The organism is Sporosarcina sp. GTC18466 (genome assembly GCF_055389225.1).
The window spans coordinates 1414883-1432921 of record NZ_AP044037.1; the positions used below are offsets into that span (position 1 = coordinate 1414883).

General features: G+C 45.1%; 15 protein-coding genes. 6 read left to right on the forward strand and 9 right to left on the reverse strand.

What is annotated here, in order from left to right; genetic code table 11:
• Positions 1-68: 68 nt before the first annotated feature.
• From ACZ5FK_RS06865 to ACZ5FK_RS06875, 3 genes are all read right to left on the reverse strand, one after another.
• Positions 69-1730, reverse strand: a complete 1662-nt coding sequence (locus ACZ5FK_RS06865; protein ID WP_464807153.1) for an ABC transporter permease — start codon at positions 1728-1730, stop codon at positions 69-71.
• A complete protein-coding gene (locus tag ACZ5FK_RS06870; protein ID WP_464807154.1) occupies positions 1717-2823 on the reverse strand; it encodes an ABC transporter ATP-binding protein in 1107 nt (368 codons plus the stop codon). Before ACZ5FK_RS06870 ends, ACZ5FK_RS06865 begins: the two co-directional genes overlap by 14 nt.
• Positions 2824-2896: 73 nt before the next feature.
• On the reverse strand, positions 2897-3922 hold the full coding sequence (locus ACZ5FK_RS06875; protein WP_464807155.1) for an ABC transporter substrate-binding protein: 1026 nt from the start codon (positions 3920-3922) through the stop codon (positions 2897-2899).
• Between the two features lie 177 nt (positions 3923-4099).
• Between ACZ5FK_RS06875 and ACZ5FK_RS06880 the strand changes: the two genes are divergently transcribed.
• From ACZ5FK_RS06880 to ACZ5FK_RS06890, 3 genes are all read left to right on the forward strand, one after another.
• A complete protein-coding gene (locus ACZ5FK_RS06880) occupies positions 4100-4540 on the forward strand; it encodes an OsmC family protein (RefSeq protein ID WP_464807156.1) in 441 nt (146 codons plus the stop codon).
• 173 nt (positions 4541-4713) lie between these two features.
• On the forward strand, positions 4714-5349 hold the full coding sequence (locus ACZ5FK_RS06885; protein ID WP_464807391.1) for a GGDEF domain-containing protein: 636 nt from the start codon (positions 4714-4716) through the stop codon (positions 5347-5349).
• A gap of 61 nt (positions 5350-5410) precedes the next feature.
• Positions 5411-6253 (forward strand): pyridoxamine kinase, encoded by an 843-nt coding sequence (locus tag ACZ5FK_RS06890; protein WP_464807157.1) that lies wholly within the window; start codon positions 5411-5413, stop codon positions 6251-6253.
• An 81-nt stretch (positions 6254-6334) separates the two neighbouring features.
• Here ACZ5FK_RS06890 and ACZ5FK_RS06895 read toward each other — a convergent pair whose 3' ends face one another.
• The 5 genes from ACZ5FK_RS06895 to ACZ5FK_RS06915 all read right to left on the reverse strand — a co-directional run bounded on the left by ACZ5FK_RS06895 (position 6335) and on the right by ACZ5FK_RS06915 (position 12337).
• Positions 6335-7270, reverse strand: coding sequence for a winged-helix domain-containing protein (locus tag ACZ5FK_RS06895; protein WP_464807158.1), 936 nt, complete (start codon positions 7268-7270; stop codon positions 6335-6337).
• A gap of 108 nt (positions 7271-7378) precedes the next feature.
• Positions 7379-9385 (reverse strand): dipeptide ABC transporter ATP-binding protein, encoded by a 2007-nt coding sequence (locus ACZ5FK_RS06900; protein ID WP_464807159.1) that lies wholly within the window; start codon positions 9383-9385, stop codon positions 7379-7381.
• A gap of 19 nt (positions 9386-9404) precedes the next feature.
• Positions 9405-10370 (reverse strand): ABC transporter permease, encoded by a 966-nt coding sequence (locus ACZ5FK_RS06905; RefSeq protein ID WP_464807160.1) that lies wholly within the window; start codon positions 10368-10370, stop codon positions 9405-9407.
• A gap of 5 nt (positions 10371-10375) precedes the next feature.
• Positions 10376-11311, reverse strand: a complete 936-nt coding sequence (locus ACZ5FK_RS06910; RefSeq protein ID WP_464807161.1) for an ABC transporter permease — start codon at positions 11309-11311, stop codon at positions 10376-10378.
• Between the two features lie 24 nt (positions 11312-11335).
• Positions 11336-12337 (reverse strand): asparaginase, encoded by a 1002-nt coding sequence (locus ACZ5FK_RS06915; RefSeq protein WP_464807162.1) that lies wholly within the window; start codon positions 12335-12337, stop codon positions 11336-11338.
• A gap of 200 nt (positions 12338-12537) precedes the next feature.
• Between ACZ5FK_RS06915 and ACZ5FK_RS06920 the strand changes: the two genes are divergently transcribed.
• The 3 genes from ACZ5FK_RS06920 to ACZ5FK_RS06930 are packed head-to-tail and all read left to right on the forward strand — an operon-like array spanning position 12538 to position 15853.
• Positions 12538-13266 (forward strand): gamma-glutamyl-gamma-aminobutyrate hydrolase family protein, encoded by a 729-nt coding sequence (locus tag ACZ5FK_RS06920; protein ID WP_464807163.1) that lies wholly within the window; start codon positions 12538-12540, stop codon positions 13264-13266.
• A complete protein-coding gene (locus ACZ5FK_RS06925; RefSeq protein ID WP_464807164.1) occupies positions 13253-14209 on the forward strand; it encodes a dipeptidase in 957 nt (318 codons plus the stop codon). The genes ACZ5FK_RS06920 and ACZ5FK_RS06925 overlap by 14 nt, the downstream gene beginning before the upstream one ends.
• Positions 14210-15853, forward strand: coding sequence for a peptide ABC transporter substrate-binding protein (locus tag ACZ5FK_RS06930; RefSeq protein WP_464807165.1), 1644 nt, complete (start codon positions 14210-14212; stop codon positions 15851-15853).
• 85 nt (positions 15854-15938) lie between these two features.
• On the opposite strand, the gene ACZ5FK_RS06935 is transcribed toward ACZ5FK_RS06930, so the two are convergent.
• On the reverse strand, positions 15939-17957 hold the full coding sequence (locus ACZ5FK_RS06935; RefSeq protein WP_464807166.1) for an alpha/beta fold hydrolase: 2019 nt from the start codon (positions 17955-17957) through the stop codon (positions 15939-15941).
• Between the last annotated feature and the right edge of the window lie 82 nt (positions 17958-18039).

Sequence of the window (18039 nt, forward strand, 5' to 3'; positions counted from 1 at the left end):
GCGAGCGTTGACCGTTGTACTCTCAGTATAAAGAAAGCACAAACACGGAACAACACTCGGCATTTGTCTTACACGCTGATCTCCTTCTTACCTGTCAATTTAAAGAACAAAAGCAATGACAAAATGGAAGTGATCGTCAATATAGCTGAATACGCAGAAGCATTTCCGTAATTCCCCCGGATGACTTCAGTATAGATAGACACTGCCAAGGTTTGCGTATTGCTTGTGTATAGGATGATGGAAGAACTTAATTCACTGATGACGGTGATCCAGCTCATAATCGCTCCTGCAAGTACGCCCGGCATCATCATCGGCACAACAACCTTTGCGAACGCTTTCGCTTCGGATGCACCAAGGCTGATGGCAGCTTCCTCGATACTTGGGCTGATCTGTCCAATAATTGCTGTACTGGAACGAATAGTATATGGCATTCGTCGGATTGCAAACGCCATTACCATGATCAGCACAGTTCCGCTCCATGCAAACGGTTTGTCACTGAAAGCAAAAATGAAAGCAATTCCAAGAACCGACCCTGGAATGATGAAAGGGAACATCGATACGGTATCCAAAATGGAAGTTAGGATATTCTTCTTCCTCACGGTCAAATACGAAATCAGCACACCTACAATAACAATTATAATGATTGCCAGAATGCCCATCTTATAGGTATTCCAAAACACCACAGGATCTTTGTGAATCAAGATATTCTCATAGTTTTTAAGGGAGAATCTACCTGTGTATACCTGGCCGCCCTTTGTTTCGAGGAACGAAGTGAACGTCACGACTAGCTGTGGCAAAATAGCCAAAAGTGTAATCAGGTAAACAAACGCATGGGCCATTAAATTATTTATACCCGTTGTTCTTTCAATTCCCATCGGTTTCAACGCACTCATCGAATAGGAGAACCTGTTGGAAACAAGGCGCTGAATTAAGAATAAAACCAAAGTGACGATGATAAAAATTGTACAGAGTGCAGCCGCAAATCCATCATTTCCGCCGACTTCACCCATAAACTGGGTATAAATCAAAACTGGTATTGTCCGGTATCCTTCACCAATCAACATTGGTGTCCCAAAATCTGCGATGACTCGCATAAAAACAAGCAATGCACTAGCGAGGATCGTTGGAATGATAAGCGGAATAATGATTTTGAAAATCCGCTGCATATTGGAGTAGCCCATGCTTTCTGCTGCTTCATTCAACGAGTTATCCAGATTTTTAAGGGCGCCCGAAATGTATATATAAACGAGCGGGAATGATTGCAGTGTCAAGACGAGCACAATCCCAGCAAAACCATATACTCCTTCAAAATTCGTATTGAAGGTGGAATTAATGAACTTTGTAATCACGCCGCTTCTCCCGAGAAGCTGTATCCAGGCATAAGCACCAATGAATGGTGGCGATATATACGAAATAATGATTAGTACTTCAACCAGTTTGCTGCCCGCCACCTTTACACGTCTCAGCATATAAGCAAGCGGAAGGCCGAGAGCGACCGACAAGAAGGTGGTCACGACAGTCACCTTGAAGCTGTTAAATATGGTGACCCAGTAATATTTACGTTCAAAGAACTTTAGCAAGTACTCTAAGGTAAATTGGCCTGTCGCTGGATCGATTACACTTTTCTTCAATACAAGGAAAAGCGGGAATGCAATAAAGAGGACAAACAGGAGAAGGATGACAATTGTCCAGCCATTCCATATAGAGAATGTTTTTTTATTTTTCTCCATGCTGCTCACCCGCTTCAATCAAGGTTGCTTCGTTCAAATCAAACACGTTAATTTTATGAGGTTTTACCTTCAGGAATATTCGTTCTCCATTCGGGATCAATTCAGACACCTCACCATCTTGAACAACTTCAATCAAATCCTCAAATCCCATATCTACAAAATAATGTGTATTAACACCAAGGAACATACTGCTCCGTACCTCAGCAGGCATCCCGTCCGGTTCATCTGTAATAACAAATTCCTGCGGGCGGATAGAAACAAATACTGCGTCGTTATCTTTCACTTTACTTGATAGGAACGGCACCTCAACGCAATAGCTGTCGGAAAAACGGATCATTTTCTTCTCGTTGACTGATTGCACGCTTGCCGACAGCACATTGGAAGTTCCGATAAATTTAGAAACAAAAATATTTGCTGGTCGCTCGTAAATATCCTTCGGGTGACCGATTTGCTGGATCACTCCACCATTCATGACTGCAATCCGATCAGAGATGGCAAGCGCTTCTTCCTGGTCATGCGTGACATAAACGGTGGTAATCCCAACTTGCTGCTGAATCATTTTAATAGCGTTTCTCATCTCAATCCGCAATTTCGCATCCAAGTTGGACAGAGGTTCATCCATGAGCAATACATCAGGATGAATGACAATTGCACGAGCCAATGCCACCCGCTGCTGCTGCCCCCCTGAAAGCTGATCAGGCATGCGGTCTTGGAATGCTTCGATTTTTACCACCTTCAAAATATCGTCAACCCGCCGATCCATCTCTTCCTTTCCTAGTTTACGATTCTTCAAGCCGAATCTTATATTCTCGCGAACATTCATGTGTGGAAATATTGCATAGTTTTGAAATACCATACCCATATTCCGTTTACTGACAGGTATCCGATTGACCGACTTCCCGTTTATATCAATTGTCCCTCCGTCAATAGAATTGAATCCTATGATCATACGCAGCAGTGTCGTTTTCCCGCAGCCCGATGGACCCAACAGTGTAAAGAGCTCCCCCTGCCGGATCTGCAGCGATAATCCGTTGATAACTGTTGTATCTCCAAACACTTTCACGACTTCATTCACATCAATTGATACACTCATCTGTGTTCACGTCCTATCTGAAATAAAAAGAGAGCAGCCGCGCCATAAAGCGGCATGCTGCTCTCCTTTGAAATTAATCCATAGACTTCTCGACCACTTCGGTAAACCGTTTCGTAATTTCGTCTTTATGCTCTGAGACCCAGGCCTCATCATAATTCTTAGCCAGCTTGATATCTTCGGTTGGCACCATATAATCTGCCAATTTTGCGTCTTGGCGAAGTGGGCGCACTGTCAGCTCCCCGCCGACTTTATTTTGAATTTCCTCAGACAATACAAAGTCAACAAACTTTTTAGCGTTCTCCAAGTTCTTGGCATCTTTAATGATCTGAACTGATTCTCCTGGGAAAATTGCCCCTTCTTCCGGGAATACGACTTCAACCGGTGCTCCATTGTTGATATATTGAACTACTGGGTCTTCCCAAGTCAGGCCTACTGGATATTCTCCATCCGCTACGCCTTTATGCACTTGGCCCGAGCTGCCCGAAATTTTGCCATCCAGGTTTGCAACAAACTTTTCAACAAACTCCCATGCCTGGTCAGACATCGGATCACCGTCTCCCATCGCATACAACATAGCGGCCAGGGACTGGAATGCAGAGCTTGAGGCAGTCGGGTCACCGAATGAAATTTTACCTTTCAGCTCAGGATTCAACAAATCAGCAAACCCTTTCATTGGTATATCACCAATTACATTCTTATTGACGATAAAGACTGTCGGGTCTGCAAAGGCAGGTGAGAAATATCCCGTCTTATTTCGGAATTCGGGCAGCATATTTTCATCTTCCGGTGATACGTACTTCTCGAAGAATTCCTGTTTACTGGATAGCATCGTTTCATCGGCTGCCCAAAGAACATCACCCTGCGGGTTATTCTTTTCCGACTCTACCCGCTTCAGCAACTCTCCGGTTCCTGCAACGACAATCTCCACTTTTATTCCTGTTTCTTCTTCAAAAGCAGGTATTACCGCATTATTTAATGATTCACTACGGGCCGTATAAATCGTCAATTTGTCTTTACTACCTTTTCCAGAATCCGATGAACATCCTGAAATCAGCAAGACCAAAGCCGCAACAAAGACAAACCATGTTCCTTTCTTCATTGATGGACCTCCCTTTAATGTGTCACTTTTCTATATTGTAAGCCCTTTCAATATATTTTTTGAATCCCTTTAAAACTAAAAAGTATTCAAAATAACTAACAAGGACAGAAGGATGTCCTGATTCATTTTCTTAGACGCCATATATGTATATACTTCATGATAAAGGAGGTCGTATAAATGGCAGAACATCAATTCCACCTGAAAGCCGATTGGCCGGGACTGCGGAACGACGTCGGGAAGATCGACATGGAAAATTTGAAAACACAGGTATCCATCCCGCCTGAAATGGACGGACCCGGGATCGGGACGAATCCTGACGAGATGCTTCTTGGTGCCGCGGCTACGTGCTATATCATCACGCTTGCTGCAATGATGGAGCGGAGCAGCATTGCGAAAGAGAGCCTGACGATGGAATCCGTCGGCGTGGTGGACGTGACGAACGGCGTGACCACCTACAAACGCATCATCCATAAACCGGTTGTTGTGCTGCCGGAAAACCCGTCGGCTGAGGATAAATTGCGTCTTGGGAAGCTGTTCCATCTAGCGGAGTCTTCCTGCATGATCAGCCGGGTGCTGAAGGGGAATGTGGAAGTGACGGTTGAGCCCACCATTCAATGAGTAGCTGGCGCTGACTGAAGGGCGCGCTTAAAGTGATTGGGCTATATACCATTCCGGGACGCGGTTGCCAGCCACTTTATTTCCGTATTTTTCAAAAAGACTCTTCATTTCATGATATACTAGTCCAATTGACACAATAGAAATGAGTGAGTCTGTTGAAATTTACCGGCAGGATGGCCGCTGTGATAGTCGTTGGGCTATTTAATGTCGTGCGTTATTGTTATTACCATCAGTACTTGGGCTTGCCTTTCAAAGCGAATTTCTTCGTGCTGACCGTGATTTTCTTATCGGTCGCCTGGTGGTGCGGGACCCAGTTTGACCGGGTGCGCTTTTATTCCGAAAGGGACCCGCTGACAAATGCGTACAATCGCCGGACCATCGAGCAGGCGTTCCTCAAGATGACGAGGAGCAGACGAAAATTGCAGAAGATCGGCATCCTCGTGATTGATCTGAATAAATTCAAGCAAGTCAACGATACATACGGGCATCAAAAAGGGGACGAACTGCTGCAATTCATCGCTTCCCGCATCGGCACTTCAGCGAAAAAGGGCGATTTGATTTCGCGCTGGGGCGGAGATGAGTTCCTGGTGATTGTGCCAAATTGCGGCGAAGCATTTGAAGCCCGGTACTACAGACCGCTGAAACTGACGCTGAACGATGCGATCATGCAGATGTATCCGCCCGCTGGTGCGTCAATCGGATTTTCCATCTATCCGGATGACGGAGTCAATTTCGAAGAGCTGATCCAGCGGGCGGATGCCGCCATGTACCAGGACAAAAGAGAGTCTGTTGCTGTCCCAAGCAGGTAGCTGTCTGTACAGCAGGTCTTGTACGTACGATAAAACCAACATTCTTGATTTGGAGGACACCATGAAAAAAGTTGCGGTCATTCAGGATTTATCATCATTCGGAAAATGTTCGCTGACGGCCGCCATCCCGGTCCTTTCGGTGATGGGCGTCCAAGCATGCCCGCTGCCGACCGCCATTCTGACGGCGCAGACGGATTATCCGAGTTATTTTTGCGAGGACTTGACCCATCGCATGCATCATTTTGAAGAGGAATGGCACAAGCTCGGCGCCTCGTTTGACGGCATCCATACCGGGTTCGTCACGGGGGCCGAGCAGATTGCGAATATCTTCCGTTTCCTTGACTCCTTCCATACGAAGCAGACCCGCCTTCTCGTCGATCCGGTCATGGGCGACCGCGGCGATGTGTATAAAATTTTCACAGGCGGCCTGCTCGATCAGATGAAGGAGCTCGTCCGGCGGGCGGATGTCGTCACGCCGAATGTCACGGAGTGCTGCCTGCTGACGGGCCTTCCCTATGAAAAACTGGAGAGTTATACGGGTGAGGCGGATTACCTTCAGGCGATTGAAGAAGCGGGACACAAACTGCAGCAGGATACCGGTGCGCAAGTGATCATTACTGGTGTACAGCCGCCGCTTGCCGGCACACCGCAAATCGGCAACTTGTATCTGGACGGCGCGCGGTCGCTATATCGGGCGACCCCGTTCAACGGCATGAGCTATTCAGGCACCGGTGATCTGTTTGCGTCTATTCTGATGGGCGGTTTGATGCGCGGGGACGATCTGGCGCAGTCGATCGAGCTGGCAGAGCGATTCCTTGCAGCCGCCATTCGGGATACCGTCCTTTCAGGAACGCCGGAAGTCGATGGCGTGGAGTTTGAGCGGTACCTGGGGATGTTGATATGAAAGAGGAAGGGCTGGCCAAGGGATTCTCTGGCCAGCCTTTTTACGAATTCTTCTTCCACAATGATGTATTCATGTGTATTTTCAATCCATTAATTTCGATTTCAAGTATTCTTCTCCCACTTCAGTGATCGTCGTGCCGCTTCTTCCCTGCCTAATATGCACTAAATTCAATTCCTGAAGAATCTCCAGTCGTAATCTGATTTGTTGCTCCGATAGGAAGATTTGCCGTTTCTCTAGCATTTTCTTTAATTTTAAACGTCCGAATGCCTGCAGATTATCTTTTCCATCATCGTAAGCTCGTAGAATTTCTAAGCTTTCCCTCAAAAATCCATGCTCCTCGATCTTCTTGTCTATAAATCGGTAATCTCTAGATAACCCATTCTCAACGTGTATTATCTTATCTTTCATAACCGGAAGTTCGTCCGAAGAAAGAGAAACTTGGGATTTTATATACCGGTTCACAATTTGTTCTGTCGTTAGATTGACTTTTAGCGCTTCCCCTATTTGAGAAATCGTGTTGAATGAAAGAACACGAGGGCCTATGTCAATAACATTCGAGTACTTGCTGGGTACAAACTCCATTTCTCCGGGAGTTACAATATAATCGATATCTTCCCTGTCCAATTGACTCCCTTCCATAGGATCATCCACAATATAGTGGTGATCAAAGAATATATTTCTCAATGACTCTAAAGTTTCCTGAGCATTATCCAAAGTATCATTTACTATGAGCAGTTTTTGATTGGAGGGCAGTTGAATGAGCCGTTTTGTATTGGCAATATTGACTTCCCGCTCTCCAATTATTATGGTGCACATTTCCGGTATGAATGGGCGTGCCACACCCATAAGGATAGGTCTTGATAATATGACGATATCATCATGTGCTATGATTCCTGTATCGAGATTCTTAACGAGCAGTTCAGAGATCTCTGCTTTATCTCCAAAAATCAAGTTCAGCTGTTTTGCAATGATCGTCAAATAGCCTTCATGGATAGATATAATTTGAATTTTTTTCATTTGTTTCCCTCAATCTAATATTTATCTGTAAATTCAACTTACTATTTTAAAGGATCTATCTATAAAAGCAAGTTTGAACGGATATTTGACATAAGTTTCCGTCCAGCATTAATCAATGAGGTGACATGCAACCCAATGATCCTTCTCCGCCTCTTTCCAGACAGGAGTCTCTTTACAGATATCCATGGCATAGGGACATCGTGTTCTAAATCGGCATCCAGATGGAGGGTTGATAGGATTCGGCAAATCCCCAGTCAGTACAATTCTCTCTCGCTGTCTTTCTTTTAAAGGATCTGGAACTGGAATAGCTGACATTAAAGCCTGTGTGTATGGATGTAAAGGATTCTCACTAATTTTCGAAGTAGGCGCTAGTTCCACCAAATTTCCTAAATACATGACACCTATTCTATCACTTATATATTTGACCATAGATATATCATGGGCGATAAATAAGTATGTTAGATCTTTTTCAACCTGCAAATCGCGTAATAAGTTGACAACCTGGGCCTGGATGGATACGTCCAAGGCAGAGATCGGTTCATCTGCAATTATCATATCTGGGTTTACAGCAAGCGCACGAGCAATCCCTACCCGCTGTCTTTGTCCACCCGAAAACTCGTGGGGGAAACGATGCATGAAGCTCTTATTCAATCCTACAATTTCCAACAAGTTCTCAACGATTTCTCTTCTTTTCTTTTCAGAGCCTGCCAGCCCATGAATATCAATTCCCTCAGCGACAGAATCCAGTACACGCTTCCTTGGATCCAACGAGGCATATGGATCCTGAAAAATCATCTGCATCTTCTGTCTCACCATTCGTTCTTGTTCTTTTGCAAGGTCTCCGTGTATTGGCACCCCATTGAAGATCACTTCTCCATCTGTTGGTTCATAAAGCCTGATCAGCGTTCTTCCTGTTGTCGATTTCCCGCATCCCGATTCCCCCACCAAGCCTAACGTCTCGCCTTTGTATATATCGAAACTGACTCCATCGACTGCTCGCAGAGTCGCTGAGCTAGATAATTGAAAGTGCTTTTGCAAGTTCCTCACTTGGAGAAGTGGCGTTTCAGAAGCTATAGCGGTCTGTGTTTTGGCCACTTTTGCTTTTCTCACCTGTTGTGTGCCAATCGAAATTTTCGTTATGTCAGGTGCATCAGGATGTAACATCCAAGTCGCAGCACGGTGGGTTGCAGATACATCAAACATAGGGGGCTGAATTTTATAGTCGATCGCTAAGGCAAACTCATTACGCGCAGCAAATGCATCTCCTTCAGGCGGAGAAAGGAGGTCAGGAGGAGCTCCTGGAATTGAATACAATTCATGTTCTGCGTCAAGATCCGGAATGGATTTCAAAAGTCCAAGAGTATATGGATGTTTCGACTCATAGAACACTTCATTGACTGTCCCTTCCTCGATGATTTTCCCAGCATACATCACCGCTACTTTATCCGCCATATTGGCAACAACACCGAGGTCATGGGTGATCAAGATGATGGCAGTCCCCATCTTCTTTTGAATATCTTTTAATAAATCCAGAATTTGAGCTTGAATGGTAACATCCAAAGCAGTTGTCGGTTCATCTGCAATGAGCAATTTCGGATTACAGGCGATTGCAATCGCAATAACTACCCGTTGTCTCATTCCTCCTGAAAATTGATGAGGGTATTGATTCACGCGCGTTGCCGGATCAGGGATGCCTACGAGCTCTAAAATCTCGATTGCCCTTTGGCGAGCAGCCTTTTTAGATAACCCTTGATGTTTTATAACGCTTTCCGCCACTTGGTCCCCAATTGTCATAGTCGGGTTAAGCGCTGTCATAGGATCCTGAAATACCATGGCAATTTCAGATCCCCTCACTGCTTCCATTCTCTTTTCTTTAGCCATTACAAGATCTTGACCTTCGAAAAACACTTTCCCGTTGTCATATTTTGCAACATTGTCAGGCAATAGTTTCATGATAGCTTTCGATGTTACCGACTTTCCTGAACCCGACTCCCCCACTATAGCTAATGTCTCGCCAGCGTTGACTGTAAACGTAACCCCACGGACGGCTTGCACAATTCCTGCCTGTGTATGGAATGAAATTTCTAGGTTTTCAACTTCGAGCAACGGTTCCATCTGATGACCCCCAGGTAAATTATTTTTTCATTTTAGGATCCAACGCATCGCGCAGACCGTCCGCCAACAAGTTAAAGCACACCATCAACCCCACAATGACCAACGCAGGGAACAACAGAAGATAAAAGTGATTCCTCATTGCTTGAAATCCATCATTGATAAGAACACCTAATGAGGCTAATGGTTCTTGGAGACCAAGGCCAATAAAACTTAAAAATGCCTCAGTAAAAATGGCCGAAGGAATTGTGAACATCATATTTACAATGATCAATCCCATCGTATTCGGGATAAAGTGACTTTTAATCAGCCTGCTATTCGAGGCTCCCAGTGCTCTAGAAGCTAATATAAATTCCTGAGATTTCAACTTGAACACCTGTGATCTTACAAGCCTTGCCATATTCACCCAACCAGTGATCACCATTGCTACTGTGATGGTGAAGATACCAGGCTTCATAAGCATAATCAGCAATATGATCAGTATCAAGTTGGGAATGCCGACTAATATTTCAATGATTCGTTGCATCACATTGTCTACTTTCCCTCCGATAAGCGCTGAAATAGATCCATAGATGACTCCTATCAATAGGTCCAAAACGGCCGCAAGCATCGCAATATACAAAGAAATCCTTGTTCCTTCCCAGACCCTTGTCCATTGATCTCGTCCAAAACGGTCGGTGCCTAGCCAATGTTCACTATTAGGTTTTTGAAAGACATTATCGTAATCCGTCTGTTCATACGTGTAACTGTTCATGTAAGGACCGATAGCTGCCATAATGATGATGACCGTCAATATTGCCAGACTAACCATCGCGCCTTTGTTCTTTTTAAGTCGGATCCAGCTTTCTTTAAACATACTGACTTGCGGACGCGATATGACATTCTGTTCCTCCCGCCGGCTGCCGACGACCTCGAACATTTCTTTATCAATCTTCTGGTTTTGCGGTTTTTCATCCGTATTCTGTTTCAGACGGCTTTCATGGATCATCATACTCACCCTTTCGATTCCGTTAGACGTATTCTCGGGTCAATCACACCATACAATAAATCGATTACTAGTATAGTAAGAATGTAAAAGGCACTGTAAAAAAGAGTAAGACCCATGATGGTAGTGTAATCGTTCACTTTAATAGAATCGACAAACAGACTTCCGATCCCCGGAACACCAAATATATTTTCAATGACTAGTGAGCCTGTCAGTAGACTTACAGCAGCTGGCCCTAGAATGGTGACGATGGGAATAAGTGAGTTGCGCAGCGTATGTTTGAAGATCACATTCCATTTAGATAGGCCTTTTGATTTTGCTGTTAAGATGTAATCCTGCTGTAAAACTTCAAGCATTTCATTACGCGTGAATCTAGCAATTAACGCTACTACCATCATCGCCAGAGCAAGTGTCGGTAATATGGAACTGCTATAACTTTCCCAGAAGGCAACAGGGAGAATACCCCACTTTAACCCTACATAATATTGAAGAAGTGCTGCAAACACAAAGTTTGGTATTGAAACTCCGATCACAGCAATGAACATCGTAAAATAATCCCAAGCCGTATTGTGGCGAAAAGCCGCAATCATCCCCAGTATCATACCTATGGACAAGCCAAGGAGTACCGCTTGTGCACCTAGCAGGGCTGATGGCCCAATTCGGTCCTTGATCAACGACTCTACTTTTTGCCCTTTAAAATAAAAGGACGTTCCAAGATCACCTTGCACTAATTTGCCCATGTAAATTCCATATTGAACAATCACCGGTTTATCCAGACCATACTTAGCATAGAATTCTGTTCGTGCTTCATCTGAAAGGGTAGCCAGCTTTTCTTCATCAAAAGGCGAGCCCGGTAATAATTTCATTAAAAAGAATGTAGCAGTGGCTATGATAACCAGGGTAATAATAATATTTATAGCCCTGATGAAAATAAATTTCTTCATCCACTTACACCTCGCTTTCCCTTTTTATTCAATAGCAAATACTGGACGCAAGACACCGATTTTTTCATTCCTGGCATTACGAAGAGGCGGTCTGTGATATTCTTCAAGTTCCTTTAAATTTCTGGAACTCAGCAAATTTAACTGTTCCATTGCTTCAAGAACAACCGCTGATGTCGCCCTGCCGTTTCCGTCCTCGATTTTGACGGCAATCCCTAATCCCTTTTCAGGTATACCGACGCAGTAAACGCCTTCCGCTCCCGCTTTTCCAAAAGCTTTCCCTTCCATTTGTTTCATGAAGTCCGTACAAAAACGTTCTGTCCCGCCTACCATTTCACAGGCACTAGTCATCGCTTTTGTAATACGCTGTATCGCATTCTTCCTTTTTTCACCCATATGTACGGGATCCGCCATACGGGCAAATGCCAACGCGAGATTTTTTAGCGGTATTCCATGTACAGGCACGCCGCATCCGTCTATCCCTATTTCGATATCATCTTCCGGTACATCACTCATTTCACTTATGACAGTTAGGATTCTTCTTTGTACTGGATGGCCGGGTTTATAATAATCTTCCAATGATTCTCCGAAATATTTAGCGGTTGCAAGCATTCCACAATGTTTTCCAGAACAATTATTGTAAATCGGTGTAATCTCCAATTGTTTTTCCAGTACTTCTCTGAATGCTTCTTGGCGCCTAGGCGGATGAGTTCCGCATTTCAAGGATCCATTGTCCATTTCAAGTCGTGACAATATAGAGGTGACTCGGTTCGTATGCTGAGACTCCCCGTTATGCGAAGCACAGGCAAGCGCAAGATCCCCATCATCAAAACTGTAATGGGAGGCTGCCCCAGATTCGACAAGCGGAATTGCTTGAAGCGGTTTCATTGAAGAACGGGCATACACAATTTTTTCAATATCCCCTAGTTGTCTGATGACCTCTCCAGCTGAATTCACAATTACAATATCTCCTCTGTGCATACTTTCGACGAGCGGTCCTCTTTCAACGTGTACAAGCACTTCGGACATTTTCTTCACTCCTTACTATTTTCGAACAATTATAAACCCTTAAACAACCTATTACAACTGAATTTAAAATAAAATTAAAATTATTTAAAAAGTCATTGAAAGGTTGTTTCGGGTTTGATATGGTTATCTAAAGTTTTAACTGAATGTTCAGAAGGGAGGTACTACAGAGACATACCTAATGAGAATGGGAGGTAAAAATAATGAAGCCGCTAATCGGAGTCACTTTACAACTCAGCGATCACACAAGCCATTCTGTGAAGAATGCATATCTCCAGGCAGTATATGATCAGGGAGGAATTCCGCTGCTGCTGCCTACAGGCATGGATAGCGACGCGGGAAGAATAGCAGATATGCTTGATGGACTCCTGTTGACAGGCGGTGAGGACCTGAACCCCCTCCTGTACGGCGAAGAGCCGCTCCAACAGTTGGGAAGCGTATCACCGGAACGGGATTCTTTTGAAATTGCGCTAGTTAAGGAAATGCTTCAACATGACAAGCCTATCCTCGGCATATGTCGTGGACTTCAAGTACTCAATGTTGTTTTAGGCGGGACGTTATATCAGGATATGTACTCGCAGACCCATGATTCGCTGATTCAACATATGCAGCTTGCTCCCCGCAGCCATTTATCTCATTCTGTCCGGGTTGAACCAGGGTCGAAACTGCAAACGATAACTGATCAAAATGAATTTCTGGTGAATTCCTTTCATCACCAATCTGTTAAAGAAATTGCTCCTGGACTTTTTATTGCAGCAAGTTCACCTGATGGTATTGTCGAGGCAATTGAAAGCAAGATACATCGTTATGTGATTGGCGTCCAGTGGCATCCTGAAGATGTATATCCTCATGCGGATAACATTTCAAAACGCCTATTTACCTCATGGATAAGCGCTTGCAATGAAAGGAAGATGACTGTTGAAAATCATTGATCTGCATTGCGATGTTTTGACAAGAATGTATTATTCAAAGGGGACACTGGATTTCAATAATTCCCCTGAGCTGGATGTCAACCATGAACGTTTGCGAAGTGGCGGAGTGCAAGTACAGGCATTTGCTATTTTCATACCACCCGATGTATCTTCCGATGAAAAGTTCCAAATGGCATTGGATCAAATATATTATTTTCACACCGAGATACTAGAAAAAAACCCATCAATGCACCTGCTAACCGATTGGGCCGATTTCCAGTCGCTGCCCACAGATCACATAGGTGTATTTCTAACATTAGAAGGGGTGGATGCAATAGGCAATGATATGAAGAAACTCTTTATCCTTTATCAGCTTGGGGTTCGTTCAATCGGACTGACCTGGAACAACGCTAACTTAGCTGCAGACGGAGCCGGAGAAGAAAGAGGCGGCGGACTTACAAGTTTCGGGAAAGATATTATTCGTTTCTGCAATAAACATCTTTTATTTTCGGATGTATCCCATTTATCAGAGAGATCATTCTGGGATGTTATTGATATTGCCGACTATCCGATCGCCAGTCACTCGAACTCCAAAACGATCTGCAACCACCGTAGAAATTTGACTGATGAACAAGCAGTGAGCCTCTTGAAGAAAAAAGGCTTGATTCATGTTGTTTATAATCCGCCATTTATCGTCACAAAAGATGAAGCTCATATTTCCGACTTAATCGCCCATATTGACCATTTCTGCTCTTTGGGAGCAGTCAAGCAAATCGGTTTTGGCTCTGATTTTGATGGTATTTCCAGTAAAGTCGTTGATTTAGAAGATGCTTCTATGCATCCTAATCTAATTAATCAGCTATTAAAGAAATATACGGAAGATGAAGTAAAAGGATTCGCCTTCCAAAACTTTCTAAACCATCTGCCTGGACGGCAAGAATCTGATGTATCGGAGGATCTGTAAATGAATCGAAAACTGAATTTCTTAGCCATTTTTTCATTAATTGCAGCCATTATGCTCAGTGGATGCGGATTCAGCGGAGGAACAGAAAAGAACGAAAATGGTAATTCTGAAACAGACTCACCTAAAGAGAAAACTGTAAACCTAAGCCTCGCTAACGATATACCCGATTTAAATCAAGTGTTGACGACAGATACCATCTCTTTCTCCATTCTGAATAACGTAATGGAAGGGCTGTATCGTCTTGATGAAAATAATGAACCACAGCCCGCAATGGCGGAAAGTGTCGATATCTCAGATGATAAACTGACGTATACTTTCCATTTGCGCGACGGTATTAAGTGGAGCAACGGAGAGCCTGTTACAGCCCAAGATTTCAAATATTCCTGGCTGCGGGCAATGCACCCGGATACTGCTGGTGCGTATGCAAATATTTTATATGACTATATCGTTGGCGCAGAAGAATTTGCAGAAGGAGAGGGTGACGCGGAATCGGTCGCCATCGATGTTCCAGATGAGAAGACGATTACAGTCACTTTAAAGACACCTACCCCCTTCTTCTTAGGACTCACAGCGTTTGTCACATACTTTCCGTTGAACGAGAAATTCATATCTGAAATTGGAGATGAAAAGTTCGCGCTTACTGCTGATTCAATTCTTTATAATGGACCGTTCGTGATGACAGACTACAATCAAGCACAAGGGGTCACTTTAGCAAAAAACAAAGAGTATTGGGATGTCGCTAATGTGGATGTGGATAAAGTGTCCATGAAAGTAATCAAGGAACAAAGTACAGCCTTGAATTTATATGAAGCTGGAGAATTGGATCGTGTGTATCTGGCTTCATCCGACGTAAATATGTATAAGGATAGTGACGAATTTGGAACAGAGAGTGAATTTATCTCCTGGTATCTTCAGTTCAACTTCTTGGAGAAACCTTTTGATAATGTAAATGTCCGTAAAGCATTCCAGCTGGCATATGATCAGGATACATTAACGAAGACTGTGCTCAATAACGGGTCGGTTCCAGCATACGGGCTAGTGGCTGCCGGTGTACATGGCAACGGCGACAAGACATTCCGTGAGTTGAGCGGAGACCACGTAAAACTGGATGCTGCAAAAGCAAAAGAATACTTGGATAAAGGCATTGCAGAAGTCGGTGAACTGCCTCCTCTTAAAATATTGACGGCAGATGATACGATTGCAAAAGACACAGCCATCTTCTTGCAAAGTGAATTTAAGAAAAACCTAGGCATTGATGTCCAGATCGAAACAAAACCATATAGCGGCCGCTTGGATGCCATGCGGGCAAATGAATACCAGATGGGAATTTCGCGGTGGGGAGCCGATTATAACGATGCCATGGATATTTTAAGTCTTTGGGATGGCGTTCCACCAAAAGGCTTACGTGGGAGCTTCTATGATGAGCGATACAAACAACTTATTGACAATGCACGTGTAGAACCGGATGAAGAAAAGCGATTGAATATGTTGATTGATGCCGAGAAACTGATGTTGGTCGAACAAGGTACGCTCGGACCCCTATATTTTGAAGGGAAAGCATACTTGCAAAAGCCAAACGTGACAGGTGTTGTCATCCACCCTTACGGTGCATCAATTGAATTAAAGACCATTAAAGTAAAATGAGTAAACCGAAAAAGGACAATGGCATTTCCATTGTCCTTTTTGGGTATTATCATTTAATTCTAAATTACCGATAGTACATTCTAGTCTAAAACACCGTATACAACGCGGTATTCGCCACCGTAATCATCGTCATCAGCAGCGTATTCAGGAACGCTCCCGTATACACGTTACCTGTCTTCTCAAACAGGAACCGGTTGAAGATCGCTGCGACCAGCAGGACAGGCACGAGGCCGATCACGATGATGGACGAGAGCGACTCGCCCGGATAGCCTGCAGTCCCTGTGATGAACAGGAGGCCGTATTGATAGAGTAGATAAAGCGCAAGGCCGCCTACGAAATGCAGGATGGAGATGAGATACCCTTTGACCCCCATGTATTTTGCGCCAGCCGTATTCACGTTCACAGCCATTCCTACGATGAAATAATAGAGTAAAAACAGCGGTGCGTATTTGAGCATGGCGAGGACGTGCTGGCTTTCGAACGTCTTCACCGCCAGCGTCCACAGCCGGAAGTCGACTTTGAAGAATGCATCAACCGCATACAGGATTCCGTAGCCGATAACGACCGTAACAGCTGCCGTCGCGAGCGAAGCGAGAATCGTCAGCACGCCCGCCTTCACGCCGTAATTTGCGAGCGTCGCGCCTTCCGCTTTCTTGGATACATAGTGGTAGCAGACTGTCACCATAAGCATGACGATCGCCACGTTGATAGCCCAGTATACAATCGGATTGACAGTCGGCGCACCGAACCATTCGGTTGTTTCAAGGAAACGCGCCTGCTGCCGGAGAAAGATGTACTGAATTCCGCTTAAGATCAGCATGAACAGGGAAGCTGCCTTCGCGTTCCGGCTGTAATTCCGCACGAGCGAAACGATCAGGACAATCGCAGACAGCGCGATGAAAATCATGCTGAGCTGCCGCAGCAAGCGCATGCCGGAAACATCGCCCCCGTATAATGCGGAGAAAAACAGCGCCGGGAACAGGCTGACGAACACGATCAGCAGCCACCTCGCCAGCTTCGCGCCAGGCGTCACGGGTTCAGCCAGCGGCGCCGGCCGTTTCGTGTAGATGGAGGAGAAGAACGGAAGCTTCGACAGCAGCAGCACGACCGGCATGAGCAGCAGGAAGAATCCGATCAGCGCGACAAACGAAGCATATTCCTTCAGCACCCATGATTGGCCGGTTTTCCCGGTTGCCACAAGGCCGCTGTAGTCTGCGAACGCCATGTCATAGAAACCGATGGCATCAGCCGTGGACTCTTTCGAGAAATGGTTCCACGGATGCGTCTCGCTCGGCTGGTAGATGACCCGTTTGCCGCCGTCCACTTCATAGATTACGCCGGCCTGAGGATTTGCCGGATTTCCGAGGAACCCTTGCCCTTCTTCCGTGCCGACATAGTTTTTCTTCACAACCGACTTGCCGGCTGCAGCCGCTGCACTATCAAAGAAGAATTCATCATACTCCGCAGCAATTTTCCCGGACGCGCGGGGTCCATATGCCTGGTTGATGTCCTCTTCGCTATAGCCCAGCATTTTCAGCCACTGGTAATCCGACCCCATCGTCAGCGAACTGTAAATCTTGCGGATGCCGGATTCCGCGAAATCCGCCTCATCCAGGATGACTGCATTCGTCGACGAGAAACCGCCCATCGAATGCCCCGAAACGGCGATGATTCCGTTCCCCGCTTCATCTTTCAGCACAAACGGCTGGTCATACATATACTGCACCGCATCATAGATGGCGTTCGGCCAAAACGAGAAGAACGGAACGGGTTTCTCCATCGTCCCCGTCGAATGGCCATGGTCATACTGATCGAGCGCCAGCACGACATACCCTCTCTTCGACATCTCAATCGCCTGCGCGTCCTGCATTTCTGCAGAATTCAAATAGCCATGCGTCGCAACAAGCGTCGGCCGCGGCTCCTGGTCCGCCTGTTTCGGCTTATACAGTAAACCAGACAATTCGCCCCGCGGCGTGTCAAAGTAAATCCGTTTCACGTCCACGTCCCCGCCTGAATTGTTAAACCGTGACGCCGTGAAACTGCCGATCAGGATCAGCAGAAGCGAGATGACAGCCAAGATGACCGGCTTTTTCAATTGATTCATGATATCCTCCTAGTTTCGTATATTTCGAGTATCGTAGTAATTGTAGTGAATTATATGAGATTGGGCAAGTTTGTATGTATGG